General features: G+C 55.6%; 21 protein-coding genes. 16 read left to right on the top strand and 5 right to left on the bottom strand.

Annotated elements, in window-relative coordinates; translation table 11 throughout:
- Positions 1–19 precede the first annotated feature (19 nt).
- The 10 genes from H6A25_RS00210 to rplQ all read left to right on the top strand — a co-directional run bounded on the left by H6A25_RS00210 (position 20) and on the right by rplQ (position 4,996).
- Complete coding sequence (locus H6A25_RS00210) at positions 20–655, top strand: adenylate kinase (protein WP_204750029.1); 636 nt, start codon at positions 20–22, stop codon at positions 653–655.
- On the top strand, positions 652–1,404 hold the full coding sequence (gene map / locus H6A25_RS00205) for a type I methionyl aminopeptidase (protein ID WP_204750028.1): 753 nt from the start codon (positions 652–654) through the stop codon (positions 1,402–1,404). Before H6A25_RS00210 ends, map begins: the two co-directional genes overlap by 4 nt.
- A gap of 1 nt (position 1,405) precedes the next feature.
- Positions 1,406–1,687, top strand: coding sequence for a hypothetical protein (locus H6A25_RS00200; RefSeq protein ID WP_204750027.1), 282 nt, complete (start codon positions 1,406–1,408; stop codon positions 1,685–1,687).
- An 18-nt stretch (positions 1,688–1,705) separates the two neighbouring features.
- Positions 1,706–1,924: a translation initiation factor IF-1 gene (infA, locus tag H6A25_RS00195; protein ID WP_118428436.1), complete on the top strand. Its 219-nt coding sequence runs from the start codon at positions 1,706–1,708 to the stop codon at positions 1,922–1,924.
- 49 nt (positions 1,925–1,973) lie between these two features.
- The gene (gene rpmJ, locus H6A25_RS00190) at positions 1,974–2,087 is read left to right on the top strand and encodes a 50S ribosomal protein L36 (RefSeq protein WP_118428435.1); all 114 of its coding nucleotides are present in this window, start codon (positions 1,974–1,976) and stop codon (positions 2,085–2,087) included.
- Positions 2,088–2,113: 26 nt separating this feature from the next.
- Positions 2,114–2,482 (top strand): 30S ribosomal protein S13, encoded by a 369-nt coding sequence (rpsM, locus tag H6A25_RS00185; protein WP_204750026.1) that lies wholly within the window; start codon positions 2,114–2,116, stop codon positions 2,480–2,482.
- A gap of 15 nt (positions 2,483–2,497) precedes the next feature.
- Positions 2,498–2,902 carry a 30S ribosomal protein S11 gene (rpsK, locus tag H6A25_RS00180; RefSeq protein ID WP_204750025.1) on the top strand — a complete coding sequence of 135 codons (405 nt, stop codon included), beginning with the start codon at positions 2,498–2,500 and terminating at the stop codon, positions 2,900–2,902.
- Positions 2,903–2,920: 18 nt separating this feature from the next.
- Positions 2,921–3,550 carry a 30S ribosomal protein S4 gene (gene rpsD / locus H6A25_RS00175; protein WP_204750024.1) on the top strand — a complete coding sequence of 210 codons (630 nt, stop codon included), beginning with the start codon at positions 2,921–2,923 and terminating at the stop codon, positions 3,548–3,550.
- Between the two features lie 55 nt (positions 3,551–3,605).
- Entirely contained in the window at positions 3,606–4,556 is a 951-nt protein-coding gene (locus H6A25_RS00170) for a DNA-directed RNA polymerase subunit alpha (protein WP_204750023.1), read from the top strand.
- A gap of 98 nt (positions 4,557–4,654) precedes the next feature.
- Positions 4,655–4,996, top strand: a complete 342-nt coding sequence (gene rplQ / locus H6A25_RS00165) for a 50S ribosomal protein L17 (RefSeq protein WP_118428430.1) — start codon at positions 4,655–4,657, stop codon at positions 4,994–4,996.
- 345 nt (positions 4,997–5,341) lie between these two features.
- Here rplQ and H6A25_RS00160 read toward each other — a convergent pair whose 3' ends face one another.
- Complete coding sequence (locus tag H6A25_RS00160) at positions 5,342–6,217, bottom strand: carbon-nitrogen hydrolase family protein (protein ID WP_204750022.1); 876 nt, start codon at positions 6,215–6,217, stop codon at positions 5,342–5,344.
- Positions 6,218–6,332: 115 nt separating this feature from the next.
- Between H6A25_RS00160 and H6A25_RS00155 the strand changes: the two genes are divergently transcribed.
- Positions 6,333–6,734 (top strand): cytidine deaminase, encoded by a 402-nt coding sequence (locus H6A25_RS00155; protein WP_204750021.1) that lies wholly within the window; start codon positions 6,333–6,335, stop codon positions 6,732–6,734.
- 44 nt (positions 6,735–6,778) lie between these two features.
- On the opposite strand, the gene H6A25_RS00150 is transcribed toward H6A25_RS00155, so the two are convergent.
- A complete protein-coding gene (locus H6A25_RS00150) occupies positions 6,779–7,330 on the bottom strand; it encodes a hypothetical protein (protein ID WP_204750020.1) in 552 nt (183 codons plus the stop codon).
- 30 nt (positions 7,331–7,360) lie between these two features.
- On the bottom strand, positions 7,361–9,082 hold the full coding sequence (locus tag H6A25_RS00145) for a phospho-sugar mutase (protein WP_204750019.1): 1,722 nt from the start codon (positions 9,080–9,082) through the stop codon (positions 7,361–7,363).
- Between the two features lie 156 nt (positions 9,083–9,238).
- Here H6A25_RS00145 and H6A25_RS00140 point away from each other — a divergent pair, with 156 nt between their 5' ends.
- A complete protein-coding gene (locus H6A25_RS00140) occupies positions 9,239–9,709 on the top strand; it encodes a methylglyoxal synthase (RefSeq protein ID WP_204750018.1) in 471 nt (156 codons plus the stop codon).
- A 47-nt stretch (positions 9,710–9,756) separates the two neighbouring features.
- On the opposite strand, the gene H6A25_RS00135 is transcribed toward H6A25_RS00140, so the two are convergent.
- Positions 9,757–10,971 carry a hypothetical protein gene (locus H6A25_RS00135; RefSeq protein ID WP_204750017.1) on the bottom strand — a complete coding sequence of 405 codons (1,215 nt, stop codon included), beginning with the start codon at positions 10,969–10,971 and terminating at the stop codon, positions 9,757–9,759.
- A gap of 181 nt (positions 10,972–11,152) precedes the next feature.
- On the opposite strand from H6A25_RS00135, the gene iadA reads away from it, so the two are divergent.
- The 3 genes from iadA (at position 11,153) to H6A25_RS00120 (ending at position 13,591) form a co-directional block, all read left to right on the top strand.
- Positions 11,153–12,316 carry a beta-aspartyl-peptidase gene (gene iadA / locus H6A25_RS00130; RefSeq protein ID WP_204750016.1) on the top strand — a complete coding sequence of 388 codons (1,164 nt, stop codon included), beginning with the start codon at positions 11,153–11,155 and terminating at the stop codon, positions 12,314–12,316.
- 166 nt (positions 12,317–12,482) lie between these two features.
- Positions 12,483–13,025: a hypothetical protein gene (locus H6A25_RS00125; protein ID WP_204750015.1), complete on the top strand. Its 543-nt coding sequence runs from the start codon at positions 12,483–12,485 to the stop codon at positions 13,023–13,025.
- 14 nt (positions 13,026–13,039) lie between these two features.
- A complete protein-coding gene (locus H6A25_RS00120; RefSeq protein ID WP_204750014.1) occupies positions 13,040–13,591 on the top strand; it encodes a hypothetical protein in 552 nt (183 codons plus the stop codon).
- Positions 13,592–13,872: 281 nt separating this feature from the next.
- Here H6A25_RS00120 and H6A25_RS00115 read toward each other — a convergent pair whose 3' ends face one another.
- Positions 13,873–15,051, bottom strand: coding sequence for a MalY/PatB family protein (locus H6A25_RS00115; RefSeq protein ID WP_204750013.1), 1,179 nt, complete (start codon positions 15,049–15,051; stop codon positions 13,873–13,875).
- Between the two features lie 289 nt (positions 15,052–15,340).
- On the opposite strand from H6A25_RS00115, the gene H6A25_RS00110 reads away from it, so the two are divergent.
- Positions 15,341–16,885, top strand: a complete 1,545-nt coding sequence (locus H6A25_RS00110; RefSeq protein WP_204750012.1) for an NAD(P)H-hydrate dehydratase — start codon at positions 15,341–15,343, stop codon at positions 16,883–16,885.
- The last annotated feature ends 37 nt before the right edge of the window (positions 16,886–16,922 follow it).

The raw sequence follows: 16,922 nt of genomic DNA, 5'->3' as shown, positions 1-16,922 counted from the left end.
GGACAGTGGAGGCTTTGAAATGAAACTTGTGATTCTCGGGGCGCCTGGCGCTGGAAAGGGGACCCAGGCCGGCCTGCTGGCAGACCGGCTGGGGATCCCCACCATCTCCACCGGCAATCTGCTCCGCGCTGCCATGCAGCAGGGAACGGATTTGGGAAAACAGGTGAAGGAGGCCATGGATGCCGGCAAGCTGGTATCCGATGAGCTGATCATCCAGCTGGTGAAGGAGCGCTTGGGTCAGGAGGACTGTAAAGACGGTTATCTCCTGGACGGCTTCCCCCGCACGCTGGCTCAGGCCAAAGCGCTGAGCGGCTTTGCGAAGATCGATGGCGCGCTGTCCATTGAGGTCAGCGATTCGGAGATCGAACACCGTATGGAAGGCCGGCGCATTTGTTCCAAATGCCAGGCCACTTACCATGTGGAGGACAATCCGCCCAAAGTCGAAGGGATTTGCGACAAGTGCGGCGGTCAGCTGGTCATCCGGAAGGATGACACCCACGATGTGGTGGAAAACCGGCTGCATATCTACCATGAGGAAACCGAACCCGTGAAGGAATATTACCGTCAGGAAGGACTTTTGCTGGCGGTGCGCGGACAAAAGAAGCTGGCGGATACCACACAGTTGGTGTTCGACGCATTGGGGATATCCTTATGATCACCATCAAATCCAAACACGAACTGAAAATCATGCAAAAGGCGGGACAGATCAGCAAGGCGGCACTCCTCGCCGCCGGTGATCTGGTCGCGCCAGGTGTTACCACCCGCCAGCTGGACGAAGCAGCCCGCAGAGTGATCGAGAAGGCTGGGGCCAAGCCCGCATTTCTGGGCTATGCCGGTTTTCCCGCCACCATCTGCTGTTCGATCAACGATGAAGTGATCCATGGAATCCCGGGAGACCGGGTGATCCAGGAGGGCGACATCGTCAGCATCGATACGGGTGCGATCTATGAGGGCTATTTCGGAGACAACGCCGCCACCTTTGGTGCGGGCAAGATCTCGGAAGAGGCCCAGAAGCTGATCGATGTAACACGGCAGAGCTTCTATGAAGGTATCAAATTTGCCCGGAAAGGGCAAAGAATCTCCGATATTTCCCATGCCATCGGTGCTTATTGCGAAGCAAGAGGCTATGGCGTGGTGCGGGAGTTTGTGGGCCACGGCATCGGAACCAAGATGCACGAGGCGCCGGAGATCCCCAATTTTGGGGCGCCGGGCCATGGTCCGCGGTTGATGCCCGGGATGACCCTGGCCATTGAGCCTATGATCAACATAGGCACATGGAAGGTGAAGGTGCTCCCCGACGGCTGGACGGTCAAAACATTGGACGGCAGCCTGTCGGCCCATTACGAGAACACCGTTCTCATCACTGAGGGCGAGCCGATCATACTGACTTCTGTGGGAGACTGAAATGGCCCCGGATATGGAAAGATCGGACATTGTACTGTCGCAGCAGGGCCGGGACAAAGGCCGGCTGATGATGGTGCTTGATACAGATGCCGAATATCTGCTGCTGGCTGACGGCCGGCGCCGCAGAGTCGAGCGCCCCAAGCGCAAGAAAATCCGCCATGTGTCCTTTGTGGCCAAAAGCCGCAGCGAAGAGGGCCGGCGGCTGCGCCAGGGCGAAAAATTGTCAAACAGTGAAGTCCGCAGGGCGCTGCGCCAAGAAGAAGCGCCCACCAATGCAGAATAACCGAGGAGGTAATTTCGTTTGGCAAAAGAAGATATGATCGAAGTGGAAGGTACCGTTATAGAGGCGTTGCCAAATGCTATGTTCCAGGTGGAGCTGGCCAACGGCCACAAGGTGTTGGCCCACATCTCGGGCAAGCTGAGGATGAACTTCATCAAGATCCTGCCGGGCGATAAAGTCACCCTGGAGATGTCCCCTTATGATCTCTCCCGGGGCAGGATCACATGGCGGTTCAAATAAGGGAAGCTTTCTCCCATCATTTGCCGCTGAGACAGGAGGTATACAGATTATGAAAGTGAAACCGTCGGTTAAACCCATCTGTGAAAAGTGCAAGATCATCCGCAGAAAGGGCCGCGTCATGGTCATCTGCGAGAACCCCAAACACAAACAGAGACAGGGCTGATAAATACACAGGAGGTGCTGAAATAAATGGCTCGTATTGCCGGTGTTGACCTTCCCCGCGAAAAAAGAGTGGAGATCGGACTGACTTACATCTTTGGAATCGGCCGCTCCCTTTCCAATGAAATCCTGGAGAAGACCGGTGTGAATCCTGACACCAGAGTCAAGGATCTCACCGATGACGAAGTGGCCAAGCTGCGTGACATCATCGAGCACAGCTATCAGGTCGAAGGCGACCTGCGCCGCGAAAACGCAATGAACATCAAACGGCTGGTGGAAATTGGTTCCTACCGTGGCCTGCGCCACAGAAAGGGCCTGCCTGTGAGAGGGCAGCGCACCAAGACCAATGCCAGAACACGCAAAGGTCCCAAGAAGACCATCGCCAACAAGAAGAAGTAAGGAGGGGCGAGACGAATGGCTAAAGCACAAGCTGCGAAGAAGGGCGTGACCAAGAAGCGCCGCGAACGCAAGAATATCGAAAAGGGTGCGGCCCATATCCGCGCCTCTTTCAACAACACCATTGTGACCATCACCGACCTGGGCGGCAACGCCCTGTCTTGGGCTTCCTCCGGCGGCCTTGGCTTCCGGGGCTCCAGAAAGTCCACTCCCTTTGCTGCTCAGACAGCAGCAGAGACAGCAGCCAAGGCTGCTATGGAGCATGGTCTGAAGACCGTTGAGGTGTATGTGAAGGGCCCCGGTTCCGGCCGTGAAGCCGCCATCCGTGCCCTGCAGGCCGCTGGTCTGGAAGTCACCATGATCAAGGATGTGACTCCCATCCCCCACAACGGCTGCCGCCCGCCCAAGAGAAGAAGAGTTTAATCGGAGGTGTTTTGATCAATGGCGAGATATACAGACGCAACCTGCCGCATTTGCCGCAGAGAGGGCGAGAAACTCTTTCTGAAGGGCGACAGATGTTATAGCGATAAATGCGCTCTGGCCCGCCGGGCCTATGCCCCCGGCCAGCACGGCCAGGGCCGTAACCGGAAGCTGAGCGAGTATGGCATGCAGCTGCGGGAGAAGCAGAAGGCCAGAAAGTACTATGGCATTCTGGAAGGTCAGTTCGAGGGCTATTTCGAGCTGGCTACCAAGAAGCAGGGCATGACCGGTGAAAACCTGCTGAAGATCCTGGAAAGCCGTCTGGACAATGTGGTCTATCGCGCCGGCTTTGCTATGAGCCGTCCCGAAGCCCGCCAGCTGGTGAAGCATTCCCATTTCACCGTCAATGGCAAGAAGGTCAACATTCCTTCCTATCTGCTCAAGGCCGGCGATGTAGTCGCCATCCGTGAGAAGAGCATGAGCCTGGACAAGTTCAAGGCTGTCATTGAGGCCAACAGCTCCAAGCCCGCCCTGAACTGGCTGAGCGTTGACCGGGCCAAGGGTACCGCTACCGTTGTGAACCTGCCCAACCGGGACGAGATCGATCTGCCCGTGCAGGAGCATCTGATCGTGGAATTGTACTCCAAATAACCCGAACCCTCATTGACAATCACACAGGCAACTTTAACGATAGGAGGGTATTCTGATGATAGCGATTGAAAAGCCCCGCATTGAGTGCGCCGATTCTCTGGAGGACGGTTCCTACGGCAAATTCGTCGTGGAGCCTCTGGAGCGGGGGTATGGCACCACCCTCGGCAACTCGCTCCGCCGTATATTGCTCTCCTCGCTGCCCGGCACAGCCGTGACCACCATCAAGATCGATGGGGTGCAGCATGAGTTTTCCACGATCCCGGGCGTCAAAGAAGATGTGACAGAGATCGTTTTGAATGTGAAAGGCATTATCGCCAAGCTGCACAGCGAAGGCGAAAAGACCGTTTACATCGAAAGCACGAACCCGGGGCTGGTGACAGCCGGCGACATCCGCTGCGACAGCGATGTGGAGATCCTCAACCCGGATCATCCCATCTGCACGCTGATGCCCGACGCCAAATTCACCATGGAGCTGACCCTCAATCACGGCCGCGGCTATGCCCTGGCCGAGCGCAATAAGCCCGCCCAGCCGGTGATCGGCCTGATCCCGGTGGATTCCCTCTATACTCCCGTCTACAAGGTCAATTATGTGGTGGAAAACGCCCGCGTGGGTGATATGACCGACTATGACCGGCTGACACTGGAAGTATGGACTGACCGGACCATTGCCGCCCGGGATGCGGTTTCGCTGGCTGCCAAGATCCTCACAGACCATCTGAGCCTGTTCGTGGATCTCTCCGACGAGATCGGCAGCAAGACAACGGTGGTGGAAAAGAGCGAAACCACCCAGGATAAAGTGCTGGAGATGACCATTGAAGAGCTGGATCTGTCGGTCCGTTCCTTCAACTGTCTCAAGCGCGCCGGCATCAACACCGTTGCCGACCTGATCAACACTTCGGAAGAAGATATGATGAAAGTGCGCAACCTGGGCCGCAAGTCCCTGGAAGAGGTCATCAAAAAGCTGGATGATATGGGCCTGAAGCTCAGCTCCGGCGACAACAACTGATCGACAGCGCCGGCATCGGGGCCTCTGCCCCGATGTCGGGAGACCGCCCCCTCCAAAGCCTTGGGGCTTTGGGGCGGAGCATATAAGGAGGTAAAATTATGCCAGGAACCCGCAAACTCGGCAGACCCACCGACCACCGCAAGGCAATGCTGCGCGCCATGGTCACCTATCTGCTGGAGAACGGAAAGATCGAGACCACCGTCACTCGCGCCAAAGAGGTGAGACCTCTGGCCGAAAAGATGATCACACTGGGCAAGAAGAACACTCTGGCTGCCAAGCGCCAGGCTTTTGCCTTTATCACCAAGGAAGCCGTCGTCAAGAAGACCTTTGACGAAATCGCTCCCAAATATCAGGACCGCAACGGCGGTTATGTGCGCATCACCCGCATCGGGCCCAGAAGAGGCGATGGCGCGGAGATGGCCATTATCGAGCTGATCTGATTCTTTCGCAGAAAAGCCAGGAAGGGATTGTCCCGAGCATGATGCCATCGGGACAATCCCTTATTTTATTTTTCCAGACAAAAAAGACGCTTTCAGAAGAAAGCGTCTTTTTGTCTGTCGGGAAACCTTTATCCTGTGGGAAAATCTTTTGATCTACCCTGAATCAATCTGCAAAAACCGGCGACCTGTGCGTCGGTTTTTGCACCTCTCAAGGGGCAAGTGTGGCCGATTGACCGCAGAAGCGGCCAATCGGCTGCATGCAGGTCCTTGCAAAAACTCAAAAAAGTGGCTAAAGCCGCTTTTTTGACACGCTCAAGACGCTTTCAGAAGAAAGCGTCTTTTTGTTTACCGCCGGGCATCTTTGCGCACAAAAGGCGGGGAAACCTTGGGGGAGGAAAGAGCCTGATACAAGCTGGGACGGCGATAGGCGTTGCCGTGCACCTCCCTTTCACGATACCGGCGCATCTGATCCAAAGGGAAGGGGGCCAGATAGATGCCTTCTTTTTCTCCGGCCTCCAGCACCAGAGTATCCCGGCTTTCCACCTGACCGTTTTCGCGCTCCAGATAGGCCATGCCGTCAAAGGCGGTGGAATGGCCATTGCAGTCCGGGTGTCCCATGGGATAGTTGACGGTGGCGATGCCCAGCATGTTTTCGTAGGCCCGTCCCCGCAGCTGGGAAATGCGGTTGATCTCCATGGGGCAGGCGTTGGGAGTCAGAATGATTTCTGCACCGCTCAGCATCAACAGCCGGGCGCTTTCGGGAAATTCCCGGTCATAGCAGATCATGCATCCCACTTGTATGGGGCCTTTGGGTGTTTCCAGAGTGGTCACGGGAAAAGAATCCCCAGGCGTCAGGGCACATTCTTCCCCAAAATCACAGGTGTGCACCTTGGCGTAATCCAGTACCCGCCGGCCCTGGAAGTCAAAAAGGGCAAAGCTGTTGCGGGGAAGAGGAGAAAACTCCTCCAGATAGGTGATCCCGATGGCCATGGAAAGCTCCTTTGCCAAGCCCTGGAAAGCCTGGAGAAAGGAGTGGTCTTTGGGAATGGCTGGTCCATTTCCCTGGGGAGGAAACTGATATCCGGTGCTCCACATTTCAGGAAACAAAGCCACATCGGCCCCCATGCTTCGGGCTTTCCGGCAGGCAGAAAGACCCTTTTCCAGGTTGCCCTCCAGTGTGCCGGTGGGCAAAAGCTGAAGCAATGCAACGACAAATTCCATGGATTTTTCCTCCTTTTTTATATTCTGATGGTATCATTTTTCTTACTGGGGTTCAATACACTCTTTTCCCTGGAAGAAAAGAATGGTATACTGAATAAAAGGAGGGAGAAACAAGATGAAGATCGATTTCTCTTTGCTCTATGAAAAAGCGCGGCAGGCGGCGGGACACCGGGTGCTGACACCCTATACCGAAGCCGGCAGCGTTGGGGCAGCCATCCTGACCAAAAGCGGGAAGATCTATACCGGCGTCAATATCGACACCGCTTGCTCCATGGGATTCTGTGCCGAGCATGCGGCGGCGGCCGCCATGGTGACGGCCGGAGAATGTGAGATCGTCGCCGTGGCTGCGGTGGACGACAAAGGGGATGTGGTACCTCCCTGTGGAAGATGCCGGCAGTTTTTGGTGCAGCTGGGGCCGGAAAATGAAAAAGCCCAGGTGCTGGTGGAAAAGGATAAAGTAATGCCTTTGGAAGAATTGCTGCCCTACGATTGGCGGAAAGTTCGTCCCAGAGATTAAAAAAACGGAGAACCCAGGGGTTCTCCGTTTTTTGTAGGATAGCATTATTTTTCGCTGACCAGCAGGTTATAAGTGGTAAAGTACCACTGTCCGCCGATCTGGGTCACATAAGTAGAGCCGGTCATGGTTTTGCTGCCGTCGTCGCCGGTGATCTTCACATCAAAGTCCACCAGATTGACGGTGGCGGCCTTGGGGAAATCATCCTGCACCGATGCCAGTTTTTCCGATCCTGCATTTTCGCTTTGGTTGACGGTCACTTCTACCTGGAGATTTTCTCCCAGCTCTTCCTGCATCTGCTGGCGGTAGGACAGATAGATGCTGCTGCTGACGCCGCCCATGGTGCTCACTTGCTCGAATGCCTCGCGCAGTTCTTCCGGCATACAGGAAGAGAGCTCATCCAAATCACCGGCATACAGATTGTGATAATATTTTTGCAGCAGCTTCTGGGGATTGGATTGCTCGCCCCGTACAGAGGGGAGAATCAGAAAGATCACAGCGGCAGCCACCAACAGAAGGATGACCGCCAGTGGGATCAGAAGGGCCCATTTGGAATGTGTTTTCTCCGGCTCTTTTGCCTGGACAGTAATTTTACGCATACATAACCACCTTTTCTGGGGCCGCCGGGATCATGCGGGGGCCGGGCCTTTGTTCAACAGCAGGGGCACAGCCTGGCGCAGCATGGCCAGTTGTTCCATGGCCTGTGTTTGGCCATGGCTATGGGCCAGCAAATAGCATTTAATCTTGGGTTCTGTGCCCGAAGGACGGATGGCCAATGCAGCTCCATTGGCCAATTCATAGTATACCATATCAGCGCCCCGAAGGGAAAGGGGTTTTGTTTCATTTTCCGTCAGACAGTGACAAAGTCCGCTTTGGTAGTCCCGCCAGCGGGATACCGGAGTGGTGCCGAGAGTATGGGGCGGATTCTGCCGCAGCCGCTCCATGGTCTGGGCCATACGGGCCTGGGCATCATCACCGGAAAAGGACAGGGAAAAAGCATCCTCCAGATACCAGCCAAAGTCAGCAAAAAGCTGCTCCAGCCGGTCCAGGGGCGTCTGCCCTTTGGCCAGAAGACCTGCGGCTAAATGGCAGAAGGCCAGGGCAGCGGCCAGACCGTCTTTATCCCGGCAGTGGGAGCCGATCATGCAGCCGATAGCCTCTTCAAAGGCAATGACACACCGGCCTTTTCCCTCCTGCTCCAGCTGGCAGGCCAGGGGGGCCATGTGTTTGAAACCGGTGAATGTATCAATGCATGAGGCGCCGTGGTTTTGGGCAATGTCAGAAGCCAGCTTGGTGGTGACGATGCTCTTGATCACCAGGGGAGAAGGGGAGGAAAGTGTTTGATCACTCCGGGCGGAAAGAAGGAAATCGGTCAAAAGAGAGCCGGATTGATGGCCGGACAGGCTATGGTATTCCCCCTGATGCAGCACCTGGAAGGCCACCCGGTCGGCATCGGGATCGGTGGCGATAATCAGGTGGGCTCCCACCCGGCGGGCTTCCTCCAGGGCCAGGTGAAAGGTTTCCGGATTTTCCGGATTGGGGGAGGGGGCAGTGGGAAAGCTGCCATCGGGTGTCATCTGGGAAGAGACACAGTGCACATCGGTAAACCCCTGCTCTTTCAGCAGTCGGGGAAGGAGCAGCCCTCCCACTCCGTGGAGAGGAGTGTAGACAATGCGCAGCCGGGCCCGGTCCTCTGGCAAAGAAACCGGGGGAACATCCTGGACCAAAGCATCCAAATAGGCTTTGTCGGTTTCCTCGCCCAAGGGAATCACCAAAGAGGGATCCCCTTCCGGCAGAGCGCAGGGCAGACAGGTACGGGCCATTTCCTGACTGACGGCGGCACATTCTTCATCGGTGAGCTGTGCGCCGGTGTGGGAATATAGTTTGCATCCGTTATATTCTTTTGTATTATGACTAGAAGTAATATTCATTCCTCCGGCAGCGCCGGTGTGGATCACGGCAAAGGAAAGCTCCGGCGTAGGGCGTGGGTCGATAAAAAAGTGTACCGGGATGCCCAGGGAGGTAAAAGCCTGCTGGGCCGCCTGCGCCAACCCGGGACTGCTCAGGCGGCAGTCACGGCAAAGGCAGATGCCTTTTTGCCGCGCCCGTTCCCCTTGAGAGGAAAGAAGAAAGCGGCCAAAGGCCAGGGCGGCCTGGGTGATGGTAAAGCGATTGACTCCTCCGGGCCCTAAGGCAGCAATTCCCCTGAGTCCAGCGGTGCCAAAGGAGAGGGGTGACTGAAATAGGGGCCGGAGAGATGCAGAAGAAGTGTTGAAAAGAATATTTTTTTCATCCTGGGAAAGAAAGGGGCTTTGAAGCCACCGCTCCAAGATTATTTTCCAATTTTCCATCACAAAGACCTCCTGACAACGGGGATTTTCCTTTATTTATCATATCATGTTCCGGGGAAAAGAGCCAGGCGTCAAAAAAACTTTACGGAAAACTGCTTTTCAAAGAAAAGAAAAACAGGTAAAATAAGGATGGAATAATAAATGGAGTGAAGAAAAATGAAAGCAACACAGTATATTACAGTGGATATGGGGCCGGGGAAGCGGATCGCCCTGGTGGCCCATGACAACATGAAACAGGAAATGATCGACTGGGCCATGGAGCATCGCCAGGAGCTTTCCCAGCATACCCTGTGCGGCACCGGCACCACCGCCGGACTGGTCAGCCGGGCCACCGGACTGACGGTCACGGGGTACCGCAGCGGCCCTCTGGGCGGCGATATGCAGCTGGGAAGCCGGATCACCGAAGGGGAGATCGATCTGATGGTCTTTTTCTGGGACCCCCTGACCCAGCAGCCCCATGACCCGGATGTGAAGGCCCTTTTGCGCATTGCTGCTTTGTATAATATTCCCGTGGCCACCAACCGGGCCACCGCCGATTTTCTTTTGTCCTCCCCGTTGATGCACGAGACATATCCCCGGCGGCTGATGGACTTTTCCCAGCATATGCAGGCCCGTATCGGAGATTAGAAAAAGCCCTTCCTTTCCACTGGAAAGGAAGGGCTTCTGTTTTCATTTCAATATCCCAGATCTTTGAGGGTATCCTGGGCCAGTTCCTTCTGGGAAAGGGGAGCTGCACACAAAACCAGGGTGTCCTCGATACGGGAAAAGGCATAAAAATAATCTTCACAGATAAAGGCTTCCCGTTGTGCATGTTCAGAAGACATGGAAGATCGGCTATGGATGTTAGACTGGATCTTTTCCAGCTCGCTGTTCATAAGGGTAAAGGCGGAGCGGGCCTGATCTTCCAAGGAAAAAGCAAAAAACTGCACATAGCAGCCATCCCGGCTGGCCTCCCAGGCTTCCTCTGTTCCTGTGTATGTAAGGATTGGCTGGGACAGAAGATATCCTTCTTCTTCCATCTGCTGGACAAACTCCTGGGGAAGCAGGGGAGTGGGGGAGAAGAACAGGAGGAAGGCCCAGATACCTCCGGCCGCAAGGAGCAAAAGGGCACCTGCGATGATGGCGGCCCATTTCCATGCCCTTTTCAAACCGGCAGCGCTGCGGGGATTCCTCTCCGGGTGTTCCTGAAGCAAGTGATCCAGTTCCCTCTGGGCCTCAGGGCCGAAGGCCTGAGCAATCCAGTGGGGATCGTATTTGTCATTGTTTTTATTGAAGGAGTAGGCCCGGCGCTTTTCCACAGAATATTTGACGGCCCGTCCTGGCTGAGCAAAAGAAAGGGCATCGATATAGATGGTGAAAAAGCAGAGGATGGGCAGAAGATGCCGGCAGTTTTCCAGAAGGTGAAGGTAATAGATATCCAGCAGATTCCAGGTGTCCAAAGGCTTGGTGATCTGGGCGATTTGCCGGCCGTCCCGAAAAATGCTCACCACATAGATTTTTCCCATAAACCGGGGATAGCAGTCGTATTGCTCTTCTCCATAGCAGATGGTCAGCTGGGAGGTGAATATGCCATCGATCTGGGTGTAGAAGGAACCCTGCTGCCGGCCGGCCTCGTCCAGAATCTCATATTCTTCCACCTGGGCCGATGCGCCCAGGAGAAATTTGTATTTGGTAAGGCTGTGCAGGACATTGTCCAGCAGCCGGTAGGATGTATGGTAAAGCGGCCGGCCCTGGGCATCGGAAAAGGTAAGCCGACGCATGTTTTCTGCCTCCAGGGGCAGGCGCAGATCGGCCCAGGGGGTCTGGGCCTGGAAGAGAAGCTGGCCCCGTTCCTCCACCTGGAACAGATTTTGGCCACTTGATTTGGTTTGACGGATGGTCACAAGCATTGTGATTCTCCTCCCAATGGTATGATTAAACAGTATAGCATAGGGGGTAGAGGATTTCCATCATGGGAGGCAATAAAATCCCCCTTGCCCATTGCAAATCCGGGCGTCAGCGAGTAAACTAAAGGCAGCAGGGCTTCTGCCCAAAAACGCCGGACCATGGCCCGGAGAAAGAGGAAAAACTATGCTGAAACTGCTGAAAAACTGCGATGTATACGCTCCCAAGCATGTGGGAATGCGGGATATCCTGCTGGCCGGAGACAAAATCATGAAGGTGGCCGAGAAAATCGAAGGCTATGAGGGCCTGGACGGGGTGGAGGTCATGGATCTTCATGGCGCCATTGTCACTCCTGGTCTCATCGATATCCATGTCCATGTGACAGGGGGCGGCGGGGAACAGGGCTATCATAGCCGTACCCCGGAGCTGAATCTCAGCGAGCTGATCCGCAGCGGTGTCACCACTGTGCTGGGTCTGCTGGGCACCGACGGCACCTCCCGCAGTCTGGAAAACCTGCTGGGCAAGGTGACGGCCTTGGAAACCGAAGGCATCAGCACCTATATGCTCACCGGTTCTTATCAGTATCCCACCGTCACTCTCACCGGCAGCGTGCTGCGGGATATTATGCTCATCGATAAGATCATCGGCGCCAAACTGGCCATGAGCGATCACCGCAGCTCCACCATTACCGATGACGAAATGACCCGCCTGGCCAGCGATGTGAACATGGGCGGCATGCTCAGCGGCAAGGCCGGATTGCTCACTATCCACACCGGCGTGCGGGAAGGGATGCTGGACCCCATCTTCCGGGCGCTGGAAAAATCCGATGTGCCTATCGAAACCTTCCTGCCCACCCATGTGGGACGGAATTACAAACTGCTGGATGAGGCCATCAAACTGTCCAAAATGGGCGGCAATTTTGACCTGACAGCCCACGGTTCTTTGAAGGAGGATGGAGAGAGCGCCGCTGATATGGTGGCCTACTGCATCAAAAAGGGTGTGGATCTGGATCACCTGTCCATGTCCTCCGACGGCAATGGCAGCCAGCCTCGTTTTGACGAAAATGGCCGCTGCATCGGCCTGACCTATGTAAGCCCGGCAGTGCTGCTGTACGAGCTGCGCCGGGGTGTGCTGGAGCTGGATGTGCCCCTGGAGGAGATGCTGCGCATCTTCACCACTTCTCCCGCTCTGCGTCTGGGAAAAGAAGGAGTCAAGGGCTGCATTCAGGAAGGGGCCGACGCCGATCTGTTGGTGCTGGATAAGGAGCTGAATATTTCCTCGGTGATTGCCAAGGGCAAACTGGCAATGTGCGAGGGCAAGGTGCTGCTGAAGGGCACCTTTGAGGAATAAGAAGGAATCACGAAGGGCCTGCCGCAAACTGCGGCAGGCCCTTTTGGTTTCAGAGAAAGAGAGGGAAATAGGTTGACGGATGAGGAAAAGAATGGTATTTTAAAGATAAAGTGAGTTGTTTTGCTACATACTCATTTAAAAATTTTCAAAGGCAGGAGGGATGGATATGAAAAAGAACATCACGCAAAAAGCCGGTTGGATTTTTGTGGGGAGCTTTGCCGGGCTTCACCTGCTGCAAGGCCTTGCGGAAATGGCCCGGCGGCAGATGGTCCTCAGCGGCTCGGCAGAGGGAAGCAGTATGGTGTATCAGATCCTGGAGCAGATCAGCACCTTTCTGCGTTATTTTCTGGCGGGGCCCAGCCTGAAAGCCGATCCGCTGACCCCTAAAATATGGCCCCGGGACATTGGTGGCGCCACTCTCATCGGTTTGTTTGTGGTGGCGGTGACGGTATGGCTGCTGGCACATTACGGCTGGAAGCGAACCTATCTTTATTGGGGTGCGGCCCTGGCCCTTTCCATCGCTCTTTGCTTTGCCCTCGATCTGATGGCAGGATCGGGGATTTCCGATCCGGCCATTGGCAGCAAAAACCTGGCAGAAGTCCCCTTGCGGTGTGCCGGGTATGTGATTTTTTATCAGATTCCCGCCTGGCTTTTGTATGAAGGAAGCCGGTATCTCGCCCGGAACATCCAGAAAGAACGGGAAGGATAAAGGGAGGGATCATCATGAAGAGCAAGAAAAGAGCTGTAGGCGGCTGGATTTTTGCGTTTGTGTTTGTGGCAGTGCAGCTTTTGTACTGTGCATTGGATCTTTGGCGGAAAGTGAGTATGCGTACGCCGCCCTTTGACGACATCGAAACGCCCATAGGGGAGATGATCGACCAGGTGATCGCCTTTCTCCGCCACTTTCTGGCAGGGCCCAGCCTTGTGTCCTCTCCATCGGAAACATTGGTGCCCCGGGAGATCGGCGGCGCCTGCCTGATCGGTTTGTTTGTGGTGGCGGCAAGCGTATGGCTGCTCAGCCGGTATGGCTGGAAGCGGACCTATCTCTACTGGGGTGCGGCCCTGGCCCTCAGTTTGCTGCTGTGCAACATCATGGGGAATGTGGTGGCCAGCCGGTTTTCCTCTTTGGTGATTTTTCCATGGGAGAGCATAGAGGTGGCCCGCCGCAGCGCCGGATATGTGCTGCTGTATCAGATCCCCGCCTGGTTTTTGTATACCGGTCTGCGCAAGATTTTCCGGGATGCCGGGGAGGACGAAAGGGCAAAAACAGAATAAGAAAAAAGCACTCCAACGGGTGCTTTGAGCATGTCGAAAAAGTGGCTTTTACCACTTTTTCGAGTTTTTGTAAGGGCCTGCATGCAGCCGATTGGCCGCTTCTGGCGGTCAATCGGCCACACTTGCCCCTTGAGAGGTGCAAAAACCGACGCACAGGTCGCCGGTTTTTGCGAATTGATGAGGGGGAAAGCAAACCTCTTTCCTCGGGCTACATCGGTTTATCGACAGGCTGAAATAAAGCACCCTAACGGGTGCTTTATTTCAGGCCCAAGGCCAGTTTCTTACTTGCGCAGTTCCTTGACGGCTTTTTCGATCCGCTGGCAGGCGTCCTCCACAAAGGTGCGGGGGCAGGCCATATTCAGACGGCGGAAGCAGGTGCCGGTCTGGCCGAACCAGGAGCCCACATTGGCGGCAATGCCCACCTTTTCGGCAAACCACTTGCCCAGCTCTTCTTCGGTCATGCCCAGGCCGCGGCAATCCAACCACATCAGATAGGTGGCTTCGTTCATGCGCACCTTCAGCTCCGGGCAGTGCTCGTGGATGAAGTCCACAAAGTACTGGCAGTTGCCCCGCAGCACATCGATCAGCTCATCCAGCCACTGTTCGCTTTCGTTGTAGGCGGCGATGGTGGCGGGGCCGGCGAAGATGTTGGCGCTGGCGTGAGCTTTGGCTACCTGAGCCTGGAACTTCTTCCGCACTTCCTCGTTGGCGATCAGGATATTGGAGCCCTGGATGCCGGCCAGGTTGAAGGTCTTGCTGGGAGCGGTGCAGATGATGCAGTTCATCTTGGCATGCTCGGACACATTGCCGTAGACGATGTGCTCGCCGGAGAACACCAGGTCGTTGTGGATCTCGTCGGCGATGACGAAAATGTTGTGCTTTTCGCAGAAAGCATCCAGCTTACAGAGTTCTTCTCTGGTCCACACACGGCCGCCGGGGTTGTGGGGGGAGCACAGCAGCATGGCCCGGGTCTTGGGGGTGACTGCCTTTTCCATGGCATCCCAGTCCATGGTGTAGTAGCCGTCCTCGTCATGGAGGGGCACATCCAGCAGCACACGGCCTTCATCGGTGGTGGCGCCAAAGAAGGGGCCGTATACCGGAGAGCACATCAGCACTTCGTCGCCGGGCTCGGTGACGGAGTTGACCGCCATGTGCAGAGCGGTGACAATACCGGGGGTGAAGGTGATCCACTCTTTCTGGATCTCATAGTTGTGGCGGCGCTTCATCCAGCCCACAACAGCTTCATAATATTCATCGGTCAAGAAATCATAGCCAAAGACCAGATTCTGCACTCTCTTCTGCAGAGCGGCCACAATGGGAGGGGCCACAGCGAAATCCATATCGGCGATCCACATGGGCAGCAGGTTTTCTGCCACACCGCAGCCATAGAGGGCATCGGCCTTATCCCATTTGATGCAGCCTTGATCTTTCCGGTGAGGAGCGTTCTTGAAATCGTACATTTTGATCCCTTCCTTGTCTTTTATAGATATTTTTGATAGGTGTTTAGCATCTAAAAATAGAATATCATTCCCCCATTAAAAGTCAATCCTTTTTTGCCATTCTGTTTACAAACCGTCCACCCGGGAAGGGAAAGAAACTGGTATAATAGCCGCAAGCGGCTATTATACTGATTTTGCGGCCGTTTTCTCGTCCCTTGGGGGACAACCGAAAACACGGCCAATATACCATGTTGCTTCGCTCCATGGTATAATACAAACAGTACATATCACGGAAAAAAGGAGGGGGACTATGATCCCGCTTTTTACAGCCCAGGAAACCCGGCATCTGGAGCAGATGACCTACGAACGGGGTATTTCCTACTTGCAGATGATGGAGAATGCAGGAAGAGCCTGCTGCGAGACCCTCCAGGCCCAATGGGGCGTGGGAGACAAGCGGGTGTGCGTGATCTGCGGAAAAGGGGGCAACGGAGGCGACGGCTTTGTGCTGGCCCGCCATCTTCAGCTGCGGGGAGCCATGCCTTTTGTACTATTGCTTCAGGAACCCACCCATCCCGACGCCCAGGAGATGTACCGGAGGTTGGGCAGCATCCCGGTGTACCGGCTGCCGATAGGGGAAACAGAGCTGGAAAAGCTTTTAATGGGCAGCGACATCATTGTGGATGCCGTTTACGGCATTGGGATGCGGGGCCAGCTGCCGCCCCCGGTGGCCCATATCTTCTCTCTGTGTGAAAAAAGTCCGGCTCAGAAGGCCGCCATCGACATTCCCAGCGGCGTGGGGGGAGACGACGGCAGCCGGGCGGAAGGGGCCTTCCAGGCCCAGGTGACCATCGCACTGGGCTGCTATAAAATCGGCCATTTTTCCCAGCCAGGCAGTGATCATTGCGGCAAAGTGGTGCTGCGCAGCTTTGGAGAGGAGGAAGAGGACCGGGAAAACTGCGCCGCCCGGGCCTTTACTGTGACGCCCCGAAGCTGTATTTCCCTGCTTCCGCCCAGGGATCCGGCGGGGAACAAAGGCACCTTTGGCACGGCCCTCAATATCGCCGGAAGCCGGGGCATGAGCGGCGCGGCCATTTTGTCCTCCAAGGGGGCGCTGCGCTGCGGCGTGGGCCTTTTGCGCCTGGCCGTGCCCAAAAGCATTCTGCCCATTGCCGCCGGAGCTCTGGCCGAACCGGTGATGATGGAGCTGGAGGAAAGTCCGGAAGGACAGAGCATGTGGAATGAAGATCTGGCCAGGTGGAGTCAGAAGGCTTCGGCTATTTTGGTGGGATGCGGACTGGGCACCGGGCTGGAGGGCGGTCAGCTGATGCAGAATCTGCTCCTTTGCCGCAAAGCGCCTTTGATCGTGGATGCCGACGGCATCAATATTCTGGCAAAATGGCCTGAACTACTGGGAAAAACAGGGGAAAACCTGCTGCTGACTCCTCACCCCTTGGAGTTTTCCCGGCTCACCGGCAAAAGTGTGGAAATGATCCAGCAAAACCGGGCGGCAGTGGCCTTGGAGTTTGCGCAAAAAACCGGGGCTGTACTGCTGCTCAAGGGAAGCCGTACCCTGGTGGCCTCTCCCGATGGCCGGTTGTATGTAAACCGGACGGGGAATACCGGCCTTTCCAAAGGAGGAAGCGGGGATGTGCTTTCGGGGATGATCCTGTCCTTTGCCGCCCAGGGAGTGCCTTTGTTTGAAAGCGCCGTGCTGGGGAGCTGTCTCCACGGGGCCTGTGCCGACATGCTGGCCCTGGAGCGGTCGGTTTACGGCATTCTGCCTTCCGATATTGGGGAAAATCTGCCCTTTCTTTTGAAGCGGCTGGAAAAGCCTGAGGAAATGCCCCGGGGCTGAGGAAAGGGGCGAAAGACAGAAAGCAGAAGAAACTTGC

This window comes from Intestinimonas butyriciproducens (genome assembly GCF_016901775.1).
Lineage (GTDB): Bacteria > Bacillota > Clostridia > Oscillospirales > Butyricicoccaceae > Pseudobutyricicoccus.
Note: the sequence above shows the minus strand (reverse complement) of the source record. Positions and strands in the feature narration are given on the sequence as shown.

Bases quoted from the DNA above. Each gene is read 5' to 3' on its own strand.
- H6A25_RS00210 (WP_204750029.1), top strand. From the start codon at position 20: ATGAAACTTGTGATTCTCGGGGCGCCTGGCGCTGGAAAGGGGACCCAG.
- map (WP_204750028.1), top strand. From the start codon at position 652: ATGATCACCATCAAATCCAAACACGAACTGAAAATCATGCAAAAGGCG.
- H6A25_RS00200 (WP_204750027.1), top strand. From the start codon at position 1,406: ATGGCCCCGGATATGGAAAGATCGGACATTGTACTGTCGCAGCAGGGC.
- rpmJ (WP_118428435.1), top strand. From the start codon at position 1,974: ATGAAAGTGAAACCGTCGGTTAAACCCATCTGTGAAAAGTGCAAGATC.
- rpsM (WP_204750026.1), top strand. From the start codon at position 2,114: ATGGCTCGTATTGCCGGTGTTGACCTTCCCCGCGAAAAAAGAGTGGAG.
- rpsK (WP_204750025.1), top strand. From the start codon at position 2,498: ATGGCTAAAGCACAAGCTGCGAAGAAGGGCGTGACCAAGAAGCGCCGC.
- rpsD (WP_204750024.1), top strand. From the start codon at position 2,921: ATGGCGAGATATACAGACGCAACCTGCCGCATTTGCCGCAGAGAGGGC.
- H6A25_RS00170 (WP_204750023.1), top strand. From the start codon at position 3,606: ATGATAGCGATTGAAAAGCCCCGCATTGAGTGCGCCGATTCTCTGGAG.
- rplQ (WP_118428430.1), top strand. From the start codon at position 4,655: ATGCCAGGAACCCGCAAACTCGGCAGACCCACCGACCACCGCAAGGCA.
- H6A25_RS00160 (WP_204750022.1), bottom strand. From the start codon at position 6,217: ATGGAATTTGTCGTTGCATTGCTTCAGCTTTTGCCCACCGGCACACTG.
- H6A25_RS00155 (WP_204750021.1), top strand. From the start codon at position 6,333: ATGAAGATCGATTTCTCTTTGCTCTATGAAAAAGCGCGGCAGGCGGCG.
- H6A25_RS00150 (WP_204750020.1), bottom strand. From the start codon at position 7,330: ATGCGTAAAATTACTGTCCAGGCAAAAGAGCCGGAGAAAACACATTCC.
- H6A25_RS00145 (WP_204750019.1), bottom strand. From the start codon at position 9,082: ATGGAAAATTGGAAAATAATCTTGGAGCGGTGGCTTCAAAGCCCCTTT.
- H6A25_RS00140 (WP_204750018.1), top strand. From the start codon at position 9,239: ATGAAAGCAACACAGTATATTACAGTGGATATGGGGCCGGGGAAGCGG.
- H6A25_RS00135 (WP_204750017.1), bottom strand. From the start codon at position 10,971: ATGCTTGTGACCATCCGTCAAACCAAATCAAGTGGCCAAAATCTGTTC.
- iadA (WP_204750016.1), top strand. From the start codon at position 11,153: ATGCTGAAACTGCTGAAAAACTGCGATGTATACGCTCCCAAGCATGTG.
- H6A25_RS00125 (WP_204750015.1), top strand. From the start codon at position 12,483: ATGAAAAAGAACATCACGCAAAAAGCCGGTTGGATTTTTGTGGGGAGC.
- H6A25_RS00120 (WP_204750014.1), top strand. From the start codon at position 13,040: ATGAAGAGCAAGAAAAGAGCTGTAGGCGGCTGGATTTTTGCGTTTGTG.
- H6A25_RS00115 (WP_204750013.1), bottom strand. From the start codon at position 15,051: ATGTACGATTTCAAGAACGCTCCTCACCGGAAAGATCAAGGCTGCATC.
- H6A25_RS00110 (WP_204750012.1), top strand. From the start codon at position 15,341: ATGATCCCGCTTTTTACAGCCCAGGAAACCCGGCATCTGGAGCAGATG.